This window comes from Streptomyces sp. AC1-42W, from assembly GCF_003248355.1.
Classification (GTDB): domain Bacteria; phylum Actinomycetota; class Actinomycetes; order Streptomycetales; family Streptomycetaceae; genus Streptomyces.
The window spans coordinates 2,155,149-2,179,579 of the sequence record NZ_QKWY01000002.1 but is presented as its reverse complement, the minus strand read 5'-3'; the positions used below and the strand labels follow the sequence as shown (position 1 = coordinate 2,179,579).

At 67.2% G+C, this 24,431-nt stretch carries 14 protein-coding genes, 1 tRNA gene and 3 rRNA genes; 6 read left to right on the top strand and 12 right to left on the bottom strand.

Annotated elements, in window-relative coordinates; genetic code table 11:
* Nucleotides 1-98 precede the first annotated feature (98 nt).
* Nucleotides 99-2,708, top strand: a complete 2,610-nt coding sequence (locus tag DNK56_RS27860) for a SpoIIE family protein phosphatase (protein ID WP_111338536.1) — start codon at nucleotides 99-101, stop codon at nucleotides 2,706-2,708.
* 40 nt (nucleotides 2,709-2,748) lie between these two features.
* Here the strand turns inward: DNK56_RS27860 and DNK56_RS27855 are convergent.
* From DNK56_RS27855 to thyX, 7 genes are all read right to left on the bottom strand, one after another.
* A tRNA-Thr gene (locus DNK56_RS27855) sits at nucleotides 2,749-2,821 on the bottom strand.
* 175 nt (nucleotides 2,822-2,996) lie between these two features.
* Nucleotides 2,997-3,113 (bottom strand): 5S ribosomal RNA (gene rrf, locus DNK56_RS27850).
* A gap of 81 nt (nucleotides 3,114-3,194) precedes the next feature.
* Nucleotides 3,195-6,317, bottom strand: a 23S ribosomal RNA gene (locus tag DNK56_RS27845).
* Between the two features lie 302 nt (nucleotides 6,318-6,619).
* A 16S ribosomal RNA gene (locus DNK56_RS27840) occupies nucleotides 6,620-8,145 on the bottom strand.
* Together the 16S, 23S and 5S rRNA genes with 1 tRNA gene alongside form the textbook arrangement of a ribosomal RNA operon.
* Before the next feature lie 561 nt (nucleotides 8,146-8,706).
* On the bottom strand, nucleotides 8,707-10,392 hold the full coding sequence (locus DNK56_RS27830) for a ribonuclease J (RefSeq protein WP_111338535.1): 1,686 nt from the start codon (nucleotides 10,390-10,392) through the stop codon (nucleotides 8,707-8,709).
* A 148-nt stretch (nucleotides 10,393-10,540) separates the two neighbouring features.
* Nucleotides 10,541-11,440, bottom strand: a complete 900-nt coding sequence (dapA, locus tag DNK56_RS27825; RefSeq protein ID WP_111338534.1) for a 4-hydroxy-tetrahydrodipicolinate synthase — start codon at nucleotides 11,438-11,440, stop codon at nucleotides 10,541-10,543.
* 153 nt (nucleotides 11,441-11,593) lie between these two features.
* Nucleotides 11,594-12,331, bottom strand: a complete 738-nt coding sequence (gene thyX / locus DNK56_RS27820) for an FAD-dependent thymidylate synthase (protein ID WP_111338533.1) — start codon at nucleotides 12,329-12,331, stop codon at nucleotides 11,594-11,596.
* 188 nt (nucleotides 12,332-12,519) lie between these two features.
* On the opposite strand from thyX, the gene DNK56_RS27815 reads away from it, so the two are divergent.
* Both DNK56_RS27815 and DNK56_RS27810 read left to right on the top strand, forming a co-directional pair.
* Nucleotides 12,520-12,759, top strand: coding sequence for a hypothetical protein (locus tag DNK56_RS27815; protein WP_111338532.1), 240 nt, complete (start codon nucleotides 12,520-12,522; stop codon nucleotides 12,757-12,759).
* Between the two features lie 94 nt (nucleotides 12,760-12,853).
* Entirely contained in the window at nucleotides 12,854-13,405 is a 552-nt protein-coding gene (locus tag DNK56_RS27810) for a hypothetical protein (protein WP_111338531.1), read from the top strand.
* A 74-nt stretch (nucleotides 13,406-13,479) separates the two neighbouring features.
* Here the strand turns inward: DNK56_RS27810 and DNK56_RS27805 are convergent, their stop codons facing one another.
* From DNK56_RS27805 to rpsO, 5 genes are all read right to left on the bottom strand, one after another.
* Nucleotides 13,480-13,947, bottom strand: a complete 468-nt coding sequence (locus DNK56_RS27805; RefSeq protein WP_111338530.1) for a tetratricopeptide repeat protein — start codon at nucleotides 13,945-13,947, stop codon at nucleotides 13,480-13,482.
* An 11-nt stretch (nucleotides 13,948-13,958) separates the two neighbouring features.
* Nucleotides 13,959-14,711 carry a 4-hydroxy-tetrahydrodipicolinate reductase gene (gene dapB, locus DNK56_RS27800; protein ID WP_111338529.1) on the bottom strand — a complete coding sequence of 251 codons (753 nt, stop codon included), beginning with the start codon at nucleotides 14,709-14,711 and terminating at the stop codon, nucleotides 13,959-13,961.
* Nucleotides 14,712-14,749: 38 nt separating this feature from the next.
* Nucleotides 14,750-16,129: a M16 family metallopeptidase gene (locus tag DNK56_RS27795; RefSeq protein WP_111338528.1), complete on the bottom strand. Its 1,380-nt coding sequence runs from the start codon at nucleotides 16,127-16,129 to the stop codon at nucleotides 14,750-14,752.
* Nucleotides 16,126-18,342 carry a polyribonucleotide nucleotidyltransferase gene (locus tag DNK56_RS27790; RefSeq protein WP_111338527.1) on the bottom strand — a complete coding sequence of 739 codons (2,217 nt, stop codon included), beginning with the start codon at nucleotides 18,340-18,342 and terminating at the stop codon, nucleotides 16,126-16,128. Before DNK56_RS27790 ends, DNK56_RS27795 begins: the two co-directional genes overlap by 4 nt.
* 270 nt (nucleotides 18,343-18,612) lie before the next feature.
* Nucleotides 18,613-18,903, bottom strand: a complete 291-nt coding sequence (gene rpsO, locus DNK56_RS27785) for a 30S ribosomal protein S15 (RefSeq protein ID WP_111338526.1) — start codon at nucleotides 18,901-18,903, stop codon at nucleotides 18,613-18,615.
* Nucleotides 18,904-19,133: 230 nt separating this feature from the next.
* Here rpsO and DNK56_RS27780 point away from each other — a divergent pair, with 230 nt between their 5' ends.
* From DNK56_RS27780 to DNK56_RS27770, 3 genes are all read left to right on the top strand, one after another.
* The gene (locus tag DNK56_RS27780) at nucleotides 19,134-19,367 is read left to right on the top strand and encodes a DUF397 domain-containing protein (RefSeq protein WP_111338525.1); all 234 of its coding nucleotides are present in this window, start codon (nucleotides 19,134-19,136) and stop codon (nucleotides 19,365-19,367) included.
* Nucleotides 19,368-19,645: 278 nt separating this feature from the next.
* A complete protein-coding gene (locus DNK56_RS27775; protein ID WP_111338524.1) occupies nucleotides 19,646-22,333 on the top strand; it encodes an SCO5717 family growth-regulating ATPase in 2,688 nt (895 codons plus the stop codon).
* Between the two features lie 197 nt (nucleotides 22,334-22,530).
* Nucleotides 22,531-24,408 carry an ABC transporter substrate-binding protein gene (locus tag DNK56_RS27770; RefSeq protein WP_111338523.1) on the top strand — a complete coding sequence of 626 codons (1,878 nt, stop codon included), beginning with the start codon at nucleotides 22,531-22,533 and terminating at the stop codon, nucleotides 24,406-24,408.
* The last annotated feature ends 23 nt before the right edge of the window (nucleotides 24,409-24,431 follow it).

The window sequence follows — 24,431 nt, the reverse complement described above, 5'->3', positions numbered from 1 at the left end:
GGCGCGCCGGCGGAACGTCTAGCCTGGCAGGCGAATCGAAGCGGCGACAAACGGGCAGAGGACTCGGGGAAGCGACGAGACACCATATGGGGAGTGCTGTGATCACGGCGCGTGCGACTGCCACCTTCGACCCGGTGGCGCGCTCCGTCGCGACGGCCCGCGCCTTTGTCCGGGACACGCTCCAGGGGTGGGGATACACCGACGTCGTGGACGACGCCGTGGTCCTGACCAGCGAGCTCGTCACCAACGCCGTCGTCCACGCGGGCACCGCGGCGGACGTCCTGTGTCTGCGCACGGAGGACGGCGTACGCGTCGAGATCTCCGACCACTACCCGGAGCGGGAGATCCCGCTCCAGTCGGCCGGGCTCGACCTCGGCGGCCCCGACCGGGAGAACGGCCGGGGCCTGCTGCTGTGCGCGGCGCTCGCTTCCCGCTGGGGCGTCGAGTACTCCCCCACCCGTAAGCACGTCTGGTTCCAGCTCGATCTGCCGGACCGCCCGGTGGGCGTCCGCTCGGCCGGGCCGCTGCTGCCGGTCGGCATGCTCCCGGTCACGGACGAGCGCGTGCGGGTCGCCGTCGTGCAGATCGACAGCGAGGGCGCCGTCGCCGCCTGGAACGACGACGCCGCCTATCTGTTCGGCTACACGGCGGATCAGGTCATGGGGAAGCAGCTCGCGGACTTCACCGCCTGGCCGCAGACCCCCGGCACCAGCACCGGCTTCGACGACGCCCTGCGCCTCTCCCGCTGGGAGGGCAGCTACGGAATCCGGGGCGCCGACGGCCGTACGATCCCGGTCTACGGCTCCCACCTGCGGGTACGCGACACCGAGGGCGAGCCTTCGACGGTCTGCCTGCTCGTGCGCGACTACGAGCGCGCCGTCCTGCAGACCCCGGTACGCGCCCCCGCGTCCGATGCCGCCGAGAGCCGCAAGACGGACCCGTTCGAGGTCTTCATCGGCTCCCCCGCCCCCGACGACCTGGACGGACTGCTCCAGCGCACCGTCGAACGGGCCCGCGACATGCTCGACGCCGACGCCGCTTTCTTGCTGCTGGCCACGGACGACGAGACCGAGCTGGAGGTCCGGGCCACGACCGGCCTGCCCTCCGCCCGCCAGCGCTTCGCCCGCGTCCCCGTCGAGGCCGGGACCGGCCGGTACGGCTCCGCGCGGATGCCCGCCGTCCACGAGGACCTGGACGCCGTTCCGGGCGCGGTCCCGCTGCTCGGCAACACCGGCATGCGTTCGGTGGTCACGGTCCCGCTGAAGGTCGAGGGCCGGCTGACGGGCTCCCTGGGCGTCGCCGCCGAGGCGGCCGGGCGTTACTCGAACGAGGAGGCGCTGCGCCTGCAGTTCGCGGCGGATCGGATCGCCCTGGCGGTCGAGTCGGCGCGGCTGGGCGAGCTGGAACGGTTGCGCCGCGGCTCGCTGTCCTTCCTGGTGGAGGCGTCGGACCTGCTGGCGGGCACGCTGGACCGGGATCAGACGCTGGCGCTGATGGCCCAGATGACGGTTCCGACGCTGGCGACGTGGTGCGCGGTCTACACGATCGCCGACCAGTCGTCGGAACCGGAGCTCTCCTACGTGCTGCACGAGGACGAGGAGCGCATCGACGGGCTCAAGGCCCTGCTCACCCGGATCTCGCCGCCCGAACCGGTGCCCACGCCCGGCGCCCGTGTCTGGACCGCGCCGTCCCGGGCCGCCCACGAGGCCGCGCTGCGGACGTCGATGCGCAGCATCACGATGGGCGAGCGGGACGGCCTGGGTTCGGCGACCCGGACGACGCTGGCTACGGCGGCCGCGGTGGGCGGGGAGACCGTCGTCCTGCCGCTCGTCGCCCGGAACCGGGTCATCGGCATGCTGACGCTCGGCAAGCCGTCCGACGACCACTTCCGCCAGGAGATCCTGGAGCTGGCCGAGGACCTGTCCCGCCGGGCCGCCCTGGCCCTGGACAACGCCCGCCTGTACTCCGAGCGCACGGCGATCAGCCAGGCCCTCCAGCGCAGCCTGCTGCCTCCGGGCCTGCCGGCCGTGCCCAATGTGGAGGTCGATGTCATCTACCGGGCGGCCGGTGAGGGCAACGAGGTCGGCGGCGACTTCTACGACGTGTTCCCGATCCGGGACGGCGCGTACGGGTTCGCCATCGGCGACGTGTGCGGTACGGGGCCCGAGGCCGCGTCCGTCACGGGCCTGGCCCGCCATGCGCTGCGCCTGCTGGCCAGGGAGGGCTTCGGTGGCCCCGCGGTCCTGGAGCGGCTCAACGCGGCCATCCTCGACGAGGGGACGCGCAGCCGCTTCCTCACCCTGCTGTACGGCGAGCTGTGGCCGCAGGAGGACGGCAGCGCGCTGCTGAAGGTGGTCTGCGCGGGGCATCCGCTGCCGCTGCGGTTGCGCCAGGACGGCTCGGTGGAGCCGGCGGCGGACCCGCAGCCGCTGCTGGGCGTGATGGAGGACCTGGAGCTGTACGAGCAGCAGTTCACGCTGGAGCCGGGCGACGTGCTGTTGTGCGTGACGGACGGGGTGACGGAGCGCCGGGAGGGCACGCGCATGCTCGGCGACGACGGCCTGGCGGAGGTGCTCTCGCACTGCACGGGGCTGACGGCGGGTGCGGTGGCCGCGCGCATTCTCCGCGCGGTCGAGCGCTTCGCCGCCGATCCGCCCTCGGACGACATGGCCATCCTGACGATGCGCGTTCCGGAACCCCGTACATGAAGAAAGGCCCCGCCAGTCGGCGGGGCCTTTCCTTTTCCTGAGCCCCAATGCGGAATCGAACCGCAGACCTTCTCCTTACCATGGAGACGCTCTACCGACTGAGCTATTGGGGCCTTGCTGCCCTGCGGCAACGAGCTAAAGCATACCCTGATCCAGGGGTTCTGCAAAACCGCCTGAGCCGCCCGGATGGCCGGGTGGGCCGGCGGGACAGCAGGGGCCCGGCTCATGCAGGCCCCGGAAACGCAGAAAAGCCCCGTGCCAGCGGCACGGGGCTTTCCCACAATGATTGTTCGGCGGCGTCCTACTCTCCCACAGGGTCCCCCCTGCAGTACCATCGGCGCTGAAAGGCTTAGCTTCCGGGTTCGGAATGTAACCGGGCGTTTCCCTAACGCAATGACCACCGAAACACTATGAAATTCTGAACAGAACCGGACATGGACACGGCTGTTCGTTATTTCAGAACCAACACAGTGGACGCGAGCAACTGAGGACAAGCCCTCGGCCTATTAGTACCAGTCAGCTCCACCCGTTACCGGGCTTCCACATCTGGCCTATCAACCCAGTCGTCTACTGGGAGCCTTAACCAATCAAGTTGGTGGGAATACTCATCTTGAAGCAGGCTTCCCGCTTAGATGCTTTCAGCGGTTATCCTTTCCGAACGTAGCCAACCAGCCATGCCCTTGGCAGAACAACTGGCACACCAGAGGTTCGTCCGTCCCGGTCCTCTCGTACTAGGGACAGCCCTTCTCAATATTCCTACGCGCACAGCGGATAGGGACCGAACTGTCTCACGACGTTCTAAACCCAGCTCGCGTACCGCTTTAATGGGCGAACAGCCCAACCCTTGGGACCGACTCCAGCCCCAGGATGCGACGAGCCGACATCGAGGTGCCAAACCATCCCGTCGATATGGACTCTTGGGGAAGATCAGCCTGTTATCCCCGGGGTACCTTTTATCCGTTGAGCGACAGCGCTTCCACAAGCCACTGCCGGATCACTAGTCCCGACTTTCGTCCCTGCTCGACCCGTCGGTCTCACAGTCAAGCTCCCTTGTGCACTTACACTCAACACCTGATTGCCAACCAGGCTGAGGGAACCTTTGGGCGCCTCCGTTACCCTTTAGGAGGCAACCGCCCCAGTTAAACTACCCATCAGACACTGTCCCTGATCCGGATCACGGACCCAGGTTAGACATCCAGCACGACCAGAGTGGTATTTCAACGACGACTCCACAACCACTGGCGTGGCCGCTTCACAGTCTCCCACCTATCCTACACAAGCCGAACCGAACACCAATATCAAACTATAGTAAAGGTCCCGGGGTCTTTCCGTCCTGCTGCGCGAAACGAGCATCTTTACTCGTAGTGCAATTTCACCGGGCCTATGGTTGAGACAGTCGAGAAGTCGTTACGCCATTCGTGCAGGTCGGAACTTACCCGACAAGGAATTTCGCTACCTTAGGATGGTTATAGTTACCACCGCCGTTTACTGGCGCTTAAGTTCTCAGCTTCGCCACCCCGAAGAGCAGCTAACCGGTCCCCTTAACGTTCCAGCACCGGGCAGGCGTCAGTCCGTATACATCGCCTTACGGCTTCGCACGGACCTGTGTTTTTAGTAAACAGTCGCTTCTCGCTGGTCTCTGCGGCCACCCCCAGCTCAAGCAGCAAATGCTATCACCAGGAATGGCCCCCCTTCTCCCGAAGTTACGGGGGCATTTTGCCGAGTTCCTTAACCATAGTTCACCCGAACGCCTCGGTATTCTCTACCTGACCACCTGAGTCGGTTTAGGGTACGGGCCGCCATGAAACTCGCTAGAGGCTTTTCTCGACAGCATAGGATCATCCACTTCACCACAATCGGCTCGGCATCAGGTCTCAGACTTATATGCACGACGGATTTGCCTACCGTGCGTCCTACACCCTTACCCCAGGACAACCACCGCCTGGGCTGGACTACCTTCCTGCGTCACCCCATCGCTTACCTACTACAAGTCTGGTTCGTCGGCTCCACCACTACCCTCAACTCCGAAGAGATCGGGCCGGCTTCACGGACTTAGCATCGCCTGATTCAGTACTGGGCGTTTCAAAGCGGGTACCGGAATATCAACCGGTTGTCCATCGACTACGCCTGTCGGCCTCGCCTTAGGTCCCGACTTACCCTGGGCAGATCAGCTTGACCCAGGAACCCTTAGTCAATCGGCGCACACGTTTCTCACGTGTGTATCGCTACTCATGCCTGCATTCTCACTCGTGAACCGTCCACAACTCGCTTCCACGGCTGCTTCACCCGGCACACGACGCTCCCCTACCCATCCCAGCAGGCGTTGGCCCTGATGCTGGAATGACACGACTTCGGCGGTACGCTTGAGCCCCGCTACATTGTCGGCGCGGAATCACTTGACCAGTGAGCTATTACGCACTCTTTCAAGGGTGGCTGCTTCTAAGCCAACCTCCTGGTTGTCTCTGCGACTCCACATCCTTTCCCACTTAGCGTACGCTTAGGGGCCTTAGTCGATGCTCTGGGCTGTTTCCCTCTCGACCATGGAGCTTATCCCCCACAGTCTCACTGCCGCGCTCTCACTTACCGGCATTCGGAGTTTGGCTAAGGTCAGTAACCCGGTAGGGCCCATCGCCTATCCAGTGCTCTACCTCCGGCAAGAAACACACGACGCTGCACCTAAATGCATTTCGGGGAGAACCAGCTATCACGGAGTTTGATTGGCCTTTCACCCCTAACCACAGGTCATCCCCCAGGTTTTCAACCCTGGTGGGTTCGGTCCTCCACGAAGTCTTACCTCCGCTTCAACCTGCCCATGGCTAGATCACTCCGCTTCGGGTCTAGAGCGTGCAACTCAATCGCCCTGTTCGGACTCGCTTTCGCTACGGCTTCCCCACACGGGTTAACCTCGCTACACACCGCTAACTCGCAGGCTCATTCTTCAAAAGGCACGCAGTCACGACATGCAAGCAAGCTTGCATGCGACGCTCCCACGGCTTGTAGGCACACGGTTTCAGGTACTATTTCACTCCGCTCCCGCGGTACTTTTCACCATTCCCTCACGGTACTATCCGCTATCGGTCACCAGGGAATATTTAGGCTTAACGGGTGGTCCCGCCAGATTCACACGGGATTTCTCGGGCCCCGTGCTACTTGGGTGTCTCTCAAACAAGCCGCTGATGTTTCAGCTACGGGGGTCTTACCCTCTACGCCGGACCTTTCGCATGTCCTTCGCCTACACCAACGGTTTCTGACTCGTCTCACAGCCGGCAGACCGTGAAAGAGAGATCCCACAACCCCGCATGCGCAACCCCTGCCGGGTATCACACGCATACGGTTTGGCCTGATCCAGTTTCGCTCGCCACTACTCCCGGAATCACGGTTGTTTTCTCTTCCTGCGGGTACTGAGATGTTTCACTTCCCCGCGTTCCCTCCACACTGCCTATGTGTTCAGCAGCGGGTGACAGCCCATGACGACTGCCGGGTTTCCCCATTCGGACACCCCCGGATCAAAGCTCGGTTGACAGCTCCCCGGGGCCTATCGCGGCCTCCCACGTCCTTCATCGGTTCCTGGTGCCAAGGCATCCACCGTGCGCCCTTAAAAACTTGGCCACAGATGCTCGCGTCCACTGTGCAGTTCTCAAACAACGACCAGCCACCCACCACCCCATCCCAACCGGGACGAGTTCACTGGGGCCGGCAACCGAAGGACGACCATTGACGGCCGCACCTTCAGATACCCAACAGCGTGCCCGACCCGACCCGTTACTTGTTCACGTTCCACGCCGAAGCAGTACTAGTGACAACCAACTTGCCGTGCCGAGTAGTCAACGTTCCACCCATGAGCTGACCACCGTCGGACGTTTGCCGACGTAGTGGCTCTGGATTCCTTGCGGAATCTAGATGCTCCTTAGAAAGGAGGTGATCCAGCCGCACCTTCCGGTACGGCTACCTTGTTACGACTTCGTCCCAATCGCCAGTCCCACCTTCGACAGCTCCCTCCCACAAGGGGTTGGGCCACCGGCTTCGGGTGTTACCGACTTTCGTGACGTGACGGGCGGTGTGTACAAGGCCCGGGAACGTATTCACCGCAGCAATGCTGATCTGCGATTACTAGCAACTCCGACTTCATGGGGTCGAGTTGCAGACCCCAATCCGAACTGAGACCGGCTTTTTGAGATTCGCTCCGCCTCACGGCATCGCAGCTCATTGTACCGGCCATTGTAGCACGTGTGCAGCCCAAGACATAAGGGGCATGATGACTTGACGTCGTCCCCACCTTCCTCCGAGTTGACCCCGGCAGTCTCCTGTGAGTCCCCATCACCCCGAAGGGCATGCTGGCAACACAGAACAAGGGTTGCGCTCGTTGCGGGACTTAACCCAACATCTCACGACACGAGCTGACGACAGCCATGCACCACCTGTACACCGACCACAAGGGGGGCACCATCTCTGATGCTTTCCGGTGTATGTCAAGCCTTGGTAAGGTTCTTCGCGTTGCGTCGAATTAAGCCACATGCTCCGCTGCTTGTGCGGGCCCCCGTCAATTCCTTTGAGTTTTAGCCTTGCGGCCGTACTCCCCAGGCGGGGAACTTAATGCGTTAGCTGCGGCACCGACGACGTGGAATGTCGCCAACACCTAGTTCCCAACGTTTACGGCGTGGACTACCAGGGTATCTAATCCTGTTCGCTCCCCACGCTTTCGCTCCTCAGCGTCAGTAATGGCCCAGAGATCCGCCTTCGCCACCGGTGTTCCTCCTGATATCTGCGCATTTCACCGCTACACCAGGAATTCCGATCTCCCCTACCACACTCTAGCCTGCCCGTATCGACTGCAGACCCGGAGTTAAGCTCCGGGCTTTCACAACCGACGCGACAAGCCGCCTACGAGCTCTTTACGCCCAATAATTCCGGACAACGCTTGCGCCCTACGTATTACCGCGGCTGCTGGCACGTAGTTAGCCGGCGCTTCTTCTGCAGGTACCGTCACTTTCGCTTCTTCCCTGCTGAAAGAGGTTTACAACCCGAAGGCCGTCATCCCTCACGCGGCGTCGCTGCATCAGGCTTTCGCCCATTGTGCAATATTCCCCACTGCTGCCTCCCGTAGGAGTCTGGGCCGTGTCTCAGTCCCAGTGTGGCCGGTCGCCCTCTCAGGCCGGCTACCCGTCGTCGCCTTGGTAGGCCATTACCCCACCAACTAGCTGATAGGCCGCGGGCTCATCCTTCACCGCCGGAGCTTTCAACCTTCTCCCAGGAGGGAGAAAGTGGTATCCGGTATTAGACCCCGTTTCCAGGGCTTGTCCCAGAGTGAAGGGCAGATTGCCCACGTGTTACTCACCCGTTCGCCACTAATCCACCCCGAAGGGCTTCATCGTTCGACTTGCATGTGTTAAGCACGCCGCCAGCGTTCGTCCTGAGCCAGGATCAAACTCTCCGTGAATGTTTTCCCGTAATCGGGACCACACATCACGAGAGCGGAACGAACAAGGTCGGAATATGACCCGCCGTCCACTGCGTCCTCGCTGTGTTTTTTACCTGCCCGATCCACAAGGGATCGCACAGGACTTTCAAAGGAACCTCCAACCTGCCGTAGCAGGCCGGGGTATCAACATATCTGGCGTTGACTTTTGGCACGCTGTTGAGTTCTCAAGGAACGGACGCTTCCCTTGTACTCACCCGCAGAACACTTTCTGGGGCTTTCCTCCGGGCGCTTCCCTTCGGTCTTGCGTTTCCGACTCTATCAGACTCTCTCGTGTCCGATTCCCGGCCGAAGCGGGTCAATCATTTTTTCGCTTTCCAGGTCTTCGCTTTCGCGTTTCCCTTTCCGGCGGCTCCGACTTTATCAGAAGTTCTGAGTCGGAATTCCCGCCCCCTCTGTGGAAACTCAGGGCGCACGGGTGCGCTCGCTGCTTCCCGGTGAGGCGGAGACGTAAACGTACTGGAGCGGGGCGCCCCGATGCAAATCGGGGGCCCCGCTCCGAAGTCCGCGCCTGGCGTCGGGTCAGACCTCGACGACGACGGGGAGGATCATCGGGCGCCGGCGGTAGGTGTCGGAGACCCACTTGCCGACCGTGCGGCGGATCAGCTGCTGGAGCTGGTGGGGCTCCATCACGCCGTCCTGGGCCGACCGGTCGAGCGCGTCCTCGATCTTCGGCACGACCGCGGTGAACGCCGCGTCGTCGATGCCCGAGCCCCGCGCGTGGATGTGGGGACCGCCCACGATCTTGCCCGAGGTGCTGTCGACCACCAGGAACACCGAGATGATGCCCTCGTCGCCGAGGATGCGGCGATCCTTGAGCGAGGTCTCGGTGACATCGCCGACCGAGAGGCCGTCCACGTACACGTACCCCGCCTGGACCTTGCCGACGATCTTGGCCTTGCCCTCGACGAGGTCCACGACGACGCCGTCCTCGGCGATGACGATGTGGTCCTTCGGCACTCCGGTGAGCGCGCCGAGCTCGGCATTCGCCCGCAGGTGGCGCCACTCGCCGTGGACCGGCATCAGGTTCTTCGGGCGGCAGATGTTGTAGAAGTACAGCAGCTCACCGGCCGAGGCGTGGCCCGAGACGTGGACCTTGGCGTTGCCCTTGTGGACGACGTTGGCGCCCCAGCGGGTGAGGCCGTTGATCACGCGGTACACGGCGTTCTCGTTGCCGGGGATCAGCGACGACGCCAGGATCACCGTGTCGCCCTGGACGATGCGGATCTGGTGGTCGCGGTTGGCCATCCGGGACAGGGCCGCCATCGGCTCGCCCTGCGAACCGGTGCAGACGAGCACGACCTCGTCGTCCGGCAGGTCGTCCAGCGTCTTGACGTCCACGACCAGGCCGGCCGGAACCCGCAGATAGCCCAGGTCCCGGGCGATGCCCATGTTCCGGACCATCGAGCGCCCGACGAAGGCGACCCGGCGGCCGTACTCGTGGGCCGTGTCGAGGATCTGCTGGATGCGGTGCACATGGCTGGCGAAGCTCGCCACGATGATGCGCTTCTGCGCATTGGCGAAGACGTTGCGCAGGACGTTCTGGATGTCCCGCTCGGGCGGAACGAAGCCCGGCACCTCCGCGTTCGTCGAGTCGGAGAGCAGGAGGTCGATGCCCTCCTCACTCAGCCGCGCGAAAGCGTGCAGGTCGGTGAGGCGACGGTCCAGCGGCAGCTGGTCCATCTTGAAGTCACCGGTGGCCACGGCCAGGCCGGCGGGGGTCCGGATGGCGACCGCGAGGGCGTCCGGGATGGAGTGGTTCACCGCGATGAATTCGCAGTCGAAGACTCCGATGCGCTCGCGCTGCCCCTCCGCCACCTCCAGGGTGTACGGGCGGATGCGGTGCTCCTGGAGCTTGGCCTCGATCAGGGCCAGGGTCAGCTTGGAGCCGATCAGCGGGATGTCCGGCTTCAGGCGCAGCAGGTACGGGACGCCACCGATGTGGTCCTCGTGGCCGTGCGTGAGGACGATGCCCTCGATGTCGTCGAGGCGGTCCCGGATGGTGGTGAAGTCCGGCAGGATCAGGTCGATACCGGGCTGCTCCTCCTCCGGAAAGAGGACACCGCAGTCGACGATGAGCAGGCGTCCGCCGTACTCGAAGACCGTCATGTTGCGGCCGATCTCACCGAGACCACCGAGCGGGGTGACCCGGAGGGCGCCCTTCGCGAGCTTCGGCGGCGTGCCGAGTTCAGGATGCGGATGACTCAAAAGACTCTCCTCACCACGCGCGCCACGTACCGCTTGGGCACGTGGCGCGCATGTCATTCGTGCACTTGCTGTTGTCTTGGATGGTGCTGTGGCGCGGATTCCCCGCGTATTTCGTGGTGGAGCACGTATTCAGTTGTGAAGTCCGTTGTCAGAGCTCTACCCCGCCGGCGGCAAGATCGATCTTGAGCTGGGCCGTCTCCTGCTCGGTCAGCTCGACGAGGGGCAGGCGCAGGGGGCCCGCCGGGAGTCCCTGGAGCGTCAGGGCGGCCTTGGTGGTGATCACGCCCTGGGTGCGGAACATGCCGGTGAAGACCGGCAGCAGCTTCTGGTGGATCTCGGTGGCCTTCTGCACGTCCCCGCCGAGGTACGCCTCGATGAGCGCCCGCAGCTCCGGCGTGACGACATGGCCGACGACCGAGACGACGCCGACCGCGCCGACCGACAGGAGCGGGAGGTTCAGCATGTCGTCGCCGGAGTACCAGGCGAGGCCCGAGCGGGCGATGGCCCAGCTGGAGCGGCCGAGGTCGCCCTTGGCGTCCTTGTTCGCGACGATGCGGGGGTGCTCGGCGAGCCGTACGAGCGTCTCCGTGTCGATCGGCACACCGCTGCGGCCCGGGATGTCGTAGAGCATCACCGGCAGGCCAGTGGCGTCCGCGATGGCGGTGAAGTGCCGGAACAGGCCCTCCTGCGGGGGCTTGTTGTAGTACGGGGTCACGGCGAGGAGGCCGTGCGCGCCGCTGCGCTCGGCGGTGCGGGCGAGCTCGATGCTGTGACGGGTGTCATTGGTGCCGATGCCGGCGACGATGTGCGCCCGGTCGCCCACCGCTTCGAGGACCGCCCTGACGAGCTGGTCTTTCTCCGCGTCGCTGGTGGTCGGGGACTCGCCGGTGGTGCCGTTGATGATCAGGCCGTCGTTGCCTGCGTCCACCAGGTGGGTGGCGAGCCGCTGCGCGCCCTCGAGGTCGAGAACACCGTCCGCCGTGAACGGCGTGACCATAGCGGTGAGGACCCGCCCGAAGGGGGTCTGCGGAGTGGAGATCGGAGCCATGGGTAACACGCTACTCGTTGCTCGGCGAACGGTACCCCCTCGGGGGCTCAAGCAAGAGGAGCCCGGCACTGCCTGCTCGGGGGTTCAAGCAGTGCCGGGTCCGTTTGATCAGCCTAGATGAACTACTCGAAACGCCGCAATACGGACACCGCCCTACGGGGCGACACGTCCATTTTTGTTGAAGGCTGCATAGGTGAGCGGCATGAGCCGCGCCCAGTGCGCCTCCATCTGCTCACCCACCATCTCGATCTCCCGCTGCGGGAACGACGGCACCTTGGCCAGCTCGTGCTGCGTGCGCAGGCCGAGGAAGTGCATCAGCGAGCGTGCGTTGCAGGTGGCGTACATCGTGGAGTACAGGCCGACCGGGAGTACGGCGCGGGCCACCTCACGGGCCACACCGGCCGCCAGCATCTCCTGGTACGCGTCGTAGGACCGCCGGTACGACTCCTCCATGGCGTTGCCGGTGAGCGCGTGCTGTTCCGGGGTGCCCTCGACGAACTCGTACTTGCCGGGGCGGCCCTGCTGGATGAGCTTGCGGGAGGTGTCGGGGACGTAGAAGACCGGCTGCAGCTCCCGGTAGCGGCCCGACTCCTCGTTGTACGACCAGCCGACGCGGTGCCGCATGAACTCGCGGAACACGAAGATCGGGGCGCTGATGAAGAAGGTCATCGAGTTGTGCTCGAACGGGCTGCCGTGCCGGTCCCGCATCAGGTAGTTGATGAGCCCCTTCGAACGCTCGGGGTCCTTGGCGATCTCCTCCAGGGACTGCTCACCGGCCGTGGACACACGGGCGGCGAACAGGACGTCGGCGTCGCCCGCGGCGGATTTCACCAGGTCAACGGTGACATCGCTGCGGAAGTGGGCCTTGGTGGGCTCGGGAGTTTCGGTCACCGGCGGGGGTCCTTCCAACGGCATCGCTCGGGCGGCGTCCACTCTACGGGCCGGGGCCCGTGCCTCCTCCCCAGCCCGTTGCCCGCGGATATCCGCGCGGACGAACCGGCGATTCCGGGCACCGAATGGGCCTGTCATTCGTCTGACCGGGTGAGTACCACCCGAAAGTGAAACCGAGGAGAGCCACCATGTTCCGCCGGCGGGAAGCCGTCCCGTTCTCGTTCGTCGCCGAATCCGACCGGTTCCGCAGCAACGTCACTCCCCCGCCCCGCGCCCGCAGTACGGTCTCCGAGCGGGCCGGGCGCGCCCTCATCGGCCTCGTCGTCGTCGGCGGGCTCGCCGGGGCGCTGGTCCTGGGCCTGCCCGCGCTGGGCCCCGATCAGGCGCCGGCGCACACGCAGCAGACCGAGGCCGCGGACGGGCACTGACCCGGACGGACCCCCTGGGGTGGTCCGTCCGGCCACCTCCTCGGTAGCCTCACCGGGCACAGCAATCGAGCGTGCTTGTGAGTGAGGATCAGTCGTGCCCCTGCCCTTCCTGACGGCCGACCGCGCGTTTGACACGAACGCCGAGGACGTCGCGCTCCCGTTCGACGACCACGACAGCTGGCGGCGGCCCTACCGCCCCGGCCCGTGGCGGGTCGCCGCCGCGGCCGGTCTGCTGCTGCTCGCCTCGTTCATCCTGTTCGCGGGGATGATCATCGCGTTCGCCGGAGCGCTGCCCGGAGCGGGGGCGTGCCTCGCGCTCGCCCTCGCGATCATCCTGTGCGCGCTGCGGATGCTGCGCATCGGCGCATGGGTGAGCCGGCACGGTGTGCGGCGCGTCGGCTTCTTCCGTACGACGACGGTGCCGTGGAGCGGGGCCACCGCCGTACGGACGGTGCAGCAGCCCGTGAAGTGGCTCGGGTTCCCCCGTACGGTGCAGGGCCAGGCCCTGATCGTCGTCCGCAAGGGCGGGGACGCGGTGCCGCCGCTGCTCACCGACTCCAACGCGGATTTCCTTGCGCGGGGGGAGGCGTTCGATCGTGCCGCGGACACGATCGAGGCGTGGGGGGATGAGTATCGGCCGCGGTAGCGGGTCGTTGTGCGGTGCGGTGCCGTCCGGTGAGCGAGGTTTCCTCAATCGCCGGACGGCTACTTTTTTTGTCCTCAAACGCTGGACGGGCTGGTTGGTTCACCGGTACGGCGGTGCAGGGCGATGGCTCGTTGCATGGCCTTGCGGGCTCGGGGGGTGTCCCGGGCGTCCTGGTAGGCGACCGCCAGGCGGAACCAGCAGCGCCAGTCGTCCGGGGAGTCCTCCGTCTCCTCCCGGCGGCGTTCGAACACCGCGTCCGCCGATGCCCGGTCGATGCGGCCGCTGGGCGTACGCAGCAGGTCGTCGACCGGGAGGCCGCCCTCCGCGTCCAGTTCGGCGGCCAGGGCGTTGGCCCTGCGGACGAACTGGGTGTTCTTCCACAGGAACCAGACGCCGATCGCCGGCAGGACGAGCACGGCGACCCCGAAGGCCACCGTCACCGGGGTGCCGTGCTCGATGAGCAGCACACCCCGGCTGCCGACCAGGACGAAGTAGAAGACCAGGACGGCGGCGGTGACGACATAGGTGATCTTTGCGCGCATGGCGGGGCCAGTCAGTTCAGGTCGAGGAAGTGTTCCAGGCCGAATGTGAGGCCGGGAGTGGTCACCACACGGCGGGCGCCGAGCAGGATGCCGGGCATGAAGCTGCTGTGGTGCAGGGAGTCGTGGCGGATGGTGAGGGTCTCGCCCTCGCCCCCGAGCAGCACCTCCTGGTGGGCCAGGAGGCCGCGGAGCCGGACCGAGTGGACCGGGATACCGTCCACGTCGGCGCCGCGCGCCCCGTCCAGCGCGGTGCTGGTGGCGTCCGGCTGGGGGGCGCTGCCCGCGTCGCGGCGGGCGGCGGCGATGAGCTGGGCGGTGCGGGCGGCGGTGCCCGAGGGGGCGTCGGCCTTGTTGGGGTGGTGCAGCTCGATGACCTCGACGGACTCGAAGTAGCGGGCCGCCTGCTGGGCGAACTTCATGGTGAGGACCGCGCCGATGGAGAAGTTCGGTGCGATGAGCACACCGGTCTCCGGGGAGGCGTCGAGCCAGGTGTTCAGCCGCGCGAGCCGTTCGTCGGTCCAGCCGGTGGTGCCGACCACCGCGTGGATGCCGTGCCCGACGCAGTACTCGAGGTTGTCCATCACCGAGTCGGGGGTGGTCAGCTCGACGGCGACCTGGGCCCCGGCCGCGGCCAGGGTCTCCAGCTTGTCGTCCCGGCCGAGGGCGGCCACCAGCTCCAGGTCGTCGGCGGCCTCGACGGCTCGTACCGCCTCGGAGCCGATGCGGCCCTTCGCACCGAGAACGGCCACGCGCAGCTTGCTCATTGCTCTGCTTCCTTACGGGAGGATCTGGACTCGGGGTTTCAGGCGACCGCGTCGTGGAGACGGGCGGCCTGCTTGTCCTTGAGCGGTCCGATGACGGACAGCGAGGGACGCTGTCCGAGGATCTCGCCCGCCACCGCGCGTATGTCGTCCGGGGTGACTTCGCCGATACGGGCGAGCATGTCGTCGACCGACATCTGCTCGCCCCAGCACAGCTCGCTCTTGCCGATGCGGTTCATCAGCGCGCCGGTGTCCTCCAGGCCGAGGACGGTGGAGCCGGAGAGCTGGCCGATGGCGCGGCTGATCTCCTCGTCGCTCAGCCCGTCCGACGCGACCCGGTCCAGCTCATCGCGGCAGATCTTGAGGACGTCGTGCACCTGGCTGGGGCGGCAGCCCGCGTACACGCCGAACAGGCCGCAGTCGGCGAAGCCCGAGGTGTACGAGTACACGCTGTAGGCGAGGCCGCGCTTCTCCCGTACCTCCTGGAAGAGGCGGGAGCTCATGCCGCCGCCGAGGGCGGTGTTGAGGACGCCCAGGGCCCAGCGGCGCTCGTCGGTGCGGGAGAGGCCGGGCATGCCGAGGACCACATGGGCCTGTTCGGTCTTGCGGCCCAGCACCTCGACCCGGCCGGCGGTGCGCAGGGCGCGGGAGCCCTCGCGGGGCGCGGTGGGGACGGCGTCGGTGCGGGAGAGGGCGCCGGCCGCTTCGAACGCCTTGCGGACCCGGCGTACGACCGTGGCGTGGTCGATGTTGCCCGCGGCGGCGACGACGAGCCGGGTGGGGTCGTAGTGCTTCTTGTAGAAGCGGGCGATCTGGCCCCGGTTCAGGGCGTTGATCGTGTCGACGGTGCCGAGGACGGGGCGGCCGAGCGGGGTGTCGCCGAGCATGGTGTGCGCGAACAGGTCGTGCACGCAGTCGCCCGGATCGTCCTCCGTCATGGCGATCTCCTCCAGGATGACGCCGCGTTCGGCGTCCACGTCCTCGGGGGCGATCAGCGAGCCGGTCAGCATGTCGCAGACGACGTCGATGGCCAGCGGCAGGTCCGTGTCGAGGACCCGCGCGTAGTAGCAGGTGTACTCCTTGGCCGTGAAGGCGTTCATCTCGCCGCCGACCGCGTCGATGGCGGAGGAGATGTCGAGGGCGCTGCGCTTGGCGGTGCCCTTGAAGAGGAGGTGCTCCAGGTAGTGCGTGGCGCCGTTCAGCGCGGGCGTCTCGTCGCGTGAACCGACGTTGGCCCAGATACCGAAGGTCGCGGAGCGTACGGAGGGCAGGGTCTCGGTGACGACGCGGAGGCCGCCGGGCAGGACCGTCCGGCGGACCGTGCCGATGCCGTTGCTGCCCTTGAGAAGCGTTTGGGTACGGGCGACGGCCCGCCCCTCCGAGGAGGGGCGGGCCGTCGTCGCGGAACTACGGGACGTCACTTGGCGGCGTCGTCCTTCTTCTCGTCGTCTTCTTCACCCTCGATGACGGGGATGAGGGAGAGCTTGCCGCGGGAGTCGATCTCGGCGATCTCGACCTGGACCTTGGCGCCGACGCCGAGGACGTCCTCGACGTTCTCGACGCGCTTGCCGCCGGCGAGCTTGCGGATCTGCGAGATGTGCAGCAGACCGTCCTTGCCCGGCATGAGCGAGACGAACGCACCGAAGGTGGTGGTCTTGACGACCGTGCCCAGGTAGCGCTCGCCGACCTCCGGCATGGTCGGGTTGGCGATGGCGTTGATCGTGGCGCGGGCGGCCTCGGCCTGCGAGCCCTGCTGGGCACCGATGTAGATGGTGCCGTCGTCCTCGATCGTGATGTCGGCGCCGGTGTCCTCCTGGATCTGGTTGATCATCTTGCCCTTGGGGCCGATGACCTCGCCGATCTTGTCCACCGGGATCTTGACGGTGATGATCCGGGGGGCGTTCGGGGACATCTCGTCCGGGACGTCGATGGCCTCGTTCATCACGTCGAGGATGTGGAGGCGGGCGTCGCGGGCCTGCTTCAGCGCGGCGGCCAGGACCGAGGCGGGGATGCCGTCGAGCTTGGTGTCGAGCTGGAGCGCGGTGACGAACTGCTTCGTACCGGCGACCTTGAAGTCCATGTCACCGAAGGCGTCCTCGGCACCGAGGATGTCGGTGAGGGCGACGTAGTGGGTCTTGCCGTCGATCTCCTGGGAGATCAGGCCCATGGCGATGCCGGCGACGGCGGCCTTGAGGGGCACACCGGCGTTCAGCAGGGACATGGTGGAGGCGCAGACCGAACCCATGGACGTCGAGCCGTTGGAGCCGAGGGCCTCGGACACCTGGCGGATCGCGTAAGGGAACTCCTCGCGGGACGGCAGGACCGGCACGATGGCGCGCTCGGCGAGCGCGCCGTGGCCGATCTCACGGCGCTTGGGCGAGCCCACGCGGCCGGTCTCGCCGACGGAGTACGGCGGGAAGTTGTAGTTGTGCATGTAGCGCTTGCGGGTCACCGGGGAGAGGGTGTCCAGCTGCTGCTCCATGCGGAGCATGTTGAGGGTGGTGACGCCCAGGATCTGGGTCTCGCCACGCTCGAACAGGGCGGAGCCGTGCACGCGCGGGATGGCCTCGACCTCGGCGGCGAGCGTACGGATGTCCGTGACGCCGCGGCCGTCGATGCGGACCTTGTCCTTGATGATGCGCTCGCGGACCAGCTTCTTGGTCAGCGCGCGGTAGGCGCCGGAGATCTCCTTCTCGCGGCCCTCGAACTCGGGGAGGAGCTTCTCGCCCGCGATCTCCTTGACGCGGTCCAGCTCCGCCTCGCGCTCCTGCTTGCCGGCGATGGTGAGCGCCTTGGCCAGCTCGGTGCTGACGGCCTTGGTGAGGGCCTCCAGGACGTCGTCCTGGTAGTCGAGGAAGACCGGGAACTCGCCGGTGGGCTTGGCGGCCTTGGCGGCGAGGTCGGACTGGGCCTTGCACAGCACCTTGATGAAGGGCTTGGCGGCTTCCAGACCGGCGGCGACGACCTCTTCGGTCGGGGCCTCGGCGCCGTCCTTGACGAGCTGGATGGTCCGCTCGGTGGCCTCGGCCTCGACCATCATGATCGCGACGTCGCCGTCCTCCAGGACGCGGCCCGCGACGACCATGTCGAAGACGGCGTCCTCGAGCTCGGTGTGCGTCGGGAACGCGACCCACTGGCCCTTGATCAGCGCGACACGGGTGCCGCCGATCGGGCCGGAGAAGGGCAGACCGGCCAGCTGCGTGGAGCAGGAGGCGGCGTTGATCGCGACCACGTCGTACAGGTGGTCGGGGTTGAGCGCCATGACCGTCTCGACGATCTGGATCTCGTTGCGCAGGCCCTTCTTGAAGGAGGGGCGCAGCGGGCGGTCGATCAGGCGGCAGGTGAGGATCGCGTCCTCGGAGGGGCGGCCCTCGCGGCGGAAGAACGAGCCGGGGATCTTGCCCGCGGCGTACTGTCGCTCCTCGACGTCCACCGTCAGGGGGAAGAAGTCGAGCTGGTCCTTGGGCCGCTTGGAAGCGGTGGTGGCCGACAGCACCATGGTGTCGTCGTCCAGGTACGCGACGGCGGAGCCGGCGGCCTGCTTGGCCAGGCGGCCCGTCTCGAAGCGGATGGTGCGGGTGCCGAACGTGCCGTTGTCGATGACGGCCTCGGCGTAGTGGGTCTCGTTCTCCACTAGTGAATTCTCCATACTCGTCGTCTTTCGTCCGGGCGCCCGTATGGCGCCGGACAGTGCGGAGAAGCGCACCGTGTGTGCGGGGCCGGTCTTCGATCGAAGCTCCCGGACGTTGTTCCGGGGGCCACTACCGAGGACCGGCGGCGGCCGTGGGGCGCCTCTCCTCGTCTGTTGTTGTACGTCCAGGTTACTGAGGTTGTCCCCGGTACCGCACGTACGGCAAAGGGAGCGGCCCCCTGGATGAGGGAACCGCTCCCTTGCACAGCGTCTCTACTTGACGCCGCCGGCCGCACCGCGGCGGATGCCGAGGCGGTCGACGAGCGCACGGAAGCGCTGGATGTCCTTCTTGGCCAGGTACTGCAGGAGGCGGCGACGCTGGCCGACCAGGATCAGCAGACCACGACGGGAGTGGTGGTCGTGCTTGTGCGTCTTGAGGTGCTCCGTCAGGTCCGAGATGCGGCGCGAGAGCATGGCGACCTGGACCTCGGGGGAACCGGTGTCGCCCTCCTTCGTCGCGAACTCGGTCATGATCTGCTTCTTCGTAGCGGCGTCGAGCGGCACGCGGTACTCCTCTTGGTGTTCGATGCGCCCACGAGTGCCCCTGGTCTCGTTCTCAGGGGAGCTTGGGTGACTCGGGAGCGAGGGTCCGATGAGCGCAGTTCCCAGAACGAACCGGGAACGCGTACACAAACGGCCGCAGCCAGACTACCAGCCGTCCGGGGCCGGTCCCGCCGCCCGCCCCTTCCCCTGTACGGTGCGGATCGGAGCCGGTACGGAAAGGAACCCACACGATGGGCACACAGGCGGAGAAGGACGAGCTGTACGCACGCGACATCTCGGGGGTGAAGTGGCTGTGTGCGCCCGGCACGGAGCAGGAGGAGGAGCGCGTCGAGATCGCGCACCTTCCCGGCGGCGGGGTGGCGATGCGGTCCTCGCTCGACCCCGACACCGTGCTGAGGTACACGGAGGCCGAGTGGCACGCGTTCGTGCTCGGTGCCAGGGACGGCGAGTTCGACCTCCAGTAGTCGTCCCCGGGTACACCGGGTAGCCGTGGGGGGCACGTTCACACGAACGTGCCCCCCTTCGACCGTTTTGTGGGTCATATCCCTTGGTACGGGGCCGTGTTCACGGTGCCGTACGGCCTGCCGTCGCGGTGGCCCCGGCGATTAGGGTGGTTGCGGACGCGGCGGAGAACCTCTGGGCAGGCCCTGCGCGTCCCAGGGGGAGAGCCGGGCGATTCGCGTTACGGAACCGTCCCCACCCACCACGGCACAAGGGTGCTCGACCACACCAGGAGGCAAAAGTGAACGGCGATCGGGACGAGATGCGCGGGGGCTGGGACAAGCCCGTCGACGAGTCGTCCGACGCGGAGCCCGCCGACTCGACGGGTGAGTTCACCATCGACTACACCCCGCCCGCCTGGTACACGCAGAACGCGCCGGGCGACTCCTCGAACGGTGCCGGCTCGCCGCCGGCCCCGCCCAGCGGTGAGCCGGTGCCGCTGCCCCCGCCGCCCGCGCACCGCGGCTTCGACCCCGACCGGGCACCGGCCCCGCCGGAGCCCGCCGACAGCGGTGACCTGGAGAGCGGCGCCACGATGCGGTTCTCGGCCGCCGCGCTGAAGCGGGAGATCGAGGAGCGGGAGACCGCGACGCGCGACGCGGACGACGATGCGCCGTCCGGCGCGAACGGGGACAGGGACGCGGACGGGGACGTGCGGGATGACGTGTCCGGCCGGGTGTTCGACTTCGAGCCCGAGGAGGCCGGGCGCTCCGGCGCCGACACCCCGGAGCCGGCCGACGAGCCCGACAGGGCGCCGGAGGCCGAGGGGACCGGGGACGACGCGGACGGGGCGGGCGAGGACGCTCCGAAGCCGTACAGCCCCAAGCCGTTCCCCTCCGAACCGGCCGACGCGGTGCCGTCGGACGCGGCGCCGTCCGGGCCCGAGACGGGCGAGACGGATGCAACGGACGTGACGGATGAGGCGGGCGACGAGGTGCCCGTCGGCAAGGCGCCGCTCGCGGACGCCCCGTCCGACGCCGCGCCGTCGGACGCCGCCCCCTCCGATGCCGCACCGTCAGACGCCGCTCCGTCCTCTCCCTGGGCGCCGGCCCAGGCGCAGGGCGGTCTGCCGCCGCTGCCGCCCGCCTTCCAGCCGGCCGCCCCGCAGGCCCCGCAGCCGCCGGTCCAGCAGCCGGAAGCCGCTCCGCCCCAGGCCGTGCAGCCGCAGGCTCCGGCTCCGGCTCCGGCGCACCCCACTCCTCCCCCGGCCGCTCAGTCCGGCTACGGCTTCCCCCAGCAGCCCCAGCCCGCGCAGCAGCCTCCGCAGGCGCTCCCCGCGGCCAACCTGCCGGCGCAGCGGCCGCCCGAGCCGCAGGCTCCCCAGGCCCCGCAGCCGCAGGCGCCCTGGTCCGCTCAGCAGCCGCCGCAGCAGCAGGCCCAGCCGCCGGCCGAGGGCGGCGCCCCGCAGCTGCCCGCGCAGGCGCAGCCTCAGCCCCACCAGCCGCAGCCGTACCAGCAGCCCGTCGATCCGCGGGCCGGCACCTCGTGGCCCGCGCCCGTCACCCACGACCAGCGCGAGCGTTCCGTACCGGGTGCTCCGCTGGGGTACACGGCCGCGGTGGAGCTCACGTCCGACCGGCTGATCCGGGGCAAGCAGAAGACGCGGAGCAGCCGCAATCCCTCGGCCGCTGCCCGTTTCAAGCTGGGCGGCAAGAAGGAGGAGCAGGAGAGGCTGCGCAAGCTGGAGCTGATCCGTACGCCGGTGCTCTCCTGCTACCGGATCGCGGTCATCAGCCTCAAGGGCGGTGTCGGCAAGACCACGACGACCACCGCGCTCGGCGCGACCCTGGCCAGCGAGCGGCAGGACAAGATCCTCGCCATCGACGCCAACCCGGACGCCGGCACGCTGGGCCGCCGGGTGCGCCGTGAGACCGGGGCGACCATCCGCGACCTGGTGCACGCGATCCCGCACCTGAACTCGTACATGGACATCCGCCGGTTCACCTCGCAGGCGCCCTCCGGTCTGGAGATCATCGCGAACGACGTGGACCCGGCGGTCTCCACGACCTTCAACGACGAGGACTACCGGCGCGCGATCGACGTGCTCGGCAAGCAGTACCCGATCATCCTCACGGACTCGGGCACCGGTCTGCTGTACAGCGCGATGCGCGGGGTGCTGGACCTGGCCGATCAGCTGATCATCATCTCGACGCCCTCGGTCGACGGCGCCTCCAGTGCCTCGACGACGCTGGACTGGCTGTCGGCGCACGGGTACGCGGAGCTGGTGCAGCGGTCGATCACGGTCATCTCGGGGGTCCGCGAGACCGGAAAGATGATCAAGGTCGATGACATCGTGCAGCACTTCCGTACGCGCTGCCGCGGGGTGGTCGTGGTGCCGTTCGACGAGCATCTGTCGGCCGGTGCGGAGGTGGACCTCGACATGATGCGGCCGAAGACGCGGGAGGCGTACTTCAATCTGTCCGCGCTGGTCGCCGAGGACTTCGCGCGCGCCCAGCAGCAGCAAGGGCTCTGGACGTCGGACGGCAGCGGTCCGCCGCCGCAGTACGCCCCGCCGCTGCCGGGACAGCAGATTCCGGGCCAGCCGATGCCGGGTCAGCAGGTTCCCGGTCAGCCGATGCCGGGTCAGCAGCCCCCCGCGCCGCAGCCGTACGCCCCGCAGCAGCCGGGACAGCCCGGTCAGCCGCAGCACGGGCAGCCCCAGCCGCAGCCCGGGCAGCCGCAGTACCCCGGTCAGCCGTACGCGCCCCAATCACCCGGTCAGCCGTATCCGCAGCAGCCCTATCCCCCGCAGCCGGGGCCCGGCGCCGGGCAGGGCTGGCAGCAGCAGCCACCCGCGCAGGGCACGCAGCCGTACCCTCCGCAGCAAGGTGGGCAGGGTGCGCCCGAACCGTCCGCGCACCCCGAGTTGCAGGGCCCCGTACCGCCCGCCGGATGGCAGCAGCAGCCACCGTCAGCGCCTCAGCAGTAGGGCTTCAGAGGTCTGAACCAATGAGGGTCCGCATCGCCTCCGCGATGCGGACCCTTTTGGCATTCCCGCAGCCCACACGCCGTTTCAGGGACCGTTGACGCGGCTCGACCACCGCTGGTAGACCTGCGCAACATCAGCCGGCGATCCAGAGTTCATCCCATCTTCTCCGTGCGAGTCATGACGCGAGGTCTCTGACCATGGTCGTAAGAATCCCCCCGTCCTCCGCCCCGCCGCGCTCACGTCCGCGCGTGCTTCTGGCCTCCGGTGCCGCCGCCCTCGCGCTCGCGGCCGGCTCCGTCTTACCCGGCATGCCGCTGTCGGCACCCCAGGAGGCGCAGGCGGCGCAGGCCGCCGACAGCGGCGGCAGGACGCTCACCGTCGCCGTCGCGCAGAGCGTCGACTCACTGAGCCCGTTCCTCGCCCAGAAGCTGCTGAGCACGAGCGTGTCGCGGCTCATGTACGACTTTCTGACGAACTACGACCCCAAGGACAACCACGCCGTTCCGGGGCTCGCCACCTCGTGGGAGCCGTCCCCCGACAAGCTGACGTGGACGTACACCATCCGGACCGATTCGAAGTGGTCGGACGGGCAGCGGGCGACCGCCGAGGACGCGGCCTGGACGCTGAACAAGATCATGGACGACGAGGCGGCGGCCCAGGCCAACGGCAGCTTCGTCACCAACTTCAAGAAGGTGACGGCGCCCGACCCCACCCGGCTCGTCATCGAGCTGAAGGAGCCCCAGGCCACCATGGCCGCGCTCGACGTGCCGATCGTGCCCAAGCACGTGTGGGAGAAGGTCGGGGACTTCTCGAAGTTCAACAACGACACGAAGTTCCCCGTCGTCGGCAACGGGCCGTTCATCCTGACGGACTACAAGGTCGACCAGTACGTGAAGCTGAAGGCCAACAAGGACTTCTGGCGCGGCGCGCCCAAGTTCGACGAGCTGGTCTTCAAGACGTACAAGGACCAGGACGCGGCCGTCGCCGCCCTGCGCAAGGGCGAGGTCTCCTTCGTCGCCGGTTCGCCCGCGCTGACGCCCGCTCAGGCGAACTCCCTCAAGGGCGACAAGAACATCAAGGTCAACGAGGGTCCGGGCCGCCGGTTCTACGCGCTGGCCACCAACCCCGGCGCGCGGACCAAGGACGGCAGGAAGTTCGGCGACGGCAACAAGGCGCTGCTCGACAAGCGGGTCCGCCAGGCGCTGTTCCTGTCGGTCGACCGCGACACGATCATCGACCGGGTCTTCCAGGGCCACGCCGTCGAGGGCAAGGGCTACATCCCGCCGCGCTTCTCCGCGTACGCCTGGGAGCCGTCCGCCGACCAGGCGCTGGCCTACGACCCCGACAAGGCGGCGAAACTGCTGGACGAGGCAGGTTACGAGCTCAAGGGCGACCGGCGCGTCGGCAAGGACGGCAAGCCGCTCGACCTGCGCATCCTGTGCCACGCCACCGACCCCAACGACAAGGCGGTCGGCAAGTACCTGAAGGAGTGGTGGGGCAAGCTCGGCATCGGGCTGAAGGTGGACTGCCTGGACGACGTGTCGGTGCCCTGGTACGCGGGCGAGTACGACCTCGCCTTCGACGGCTGGTCCGTCAACCCGGACCCGGACTTCGTCCTCGGCATCCACACCTGCGCGGCCCTGCCCACCAAGGCCAGGGCGAGCGCGGCCACCGACAACTTCATCTGCGACAAGACGTACGACGAGCTGTACCGGAAGCAGCTCGCCGAGTACGACCCCGCGAAGCGGGCGCAACTCGTCGGGCAGATGCAGTCCTGGCTCTACGACTCGGGGTACATGAACGTCATCGCGTACCCGAACGCGGTCGAGGCGTACCGCACCGACCAGATCAAGTCCATCACGACCATGCCCGAGGCGGCCGGCAACATCTACGGCCAGGACGGCTACTGGAGCTGGTGGTCGGCCGTGCCCGCGGATGGGAGCGGTGACTCGGACAGCGGCTCCGGCTCCTCCACCGGTGTGATCATCGGAATCGTGGTCGCGGTCGTGGTCCTCGCAGGTGGTGGCTTCCTGATCTCGCGGCGCCGCCGCACCACCGCGGACGATCGCGAGTAGGTTCTCGAACGGGACGAGAGGAA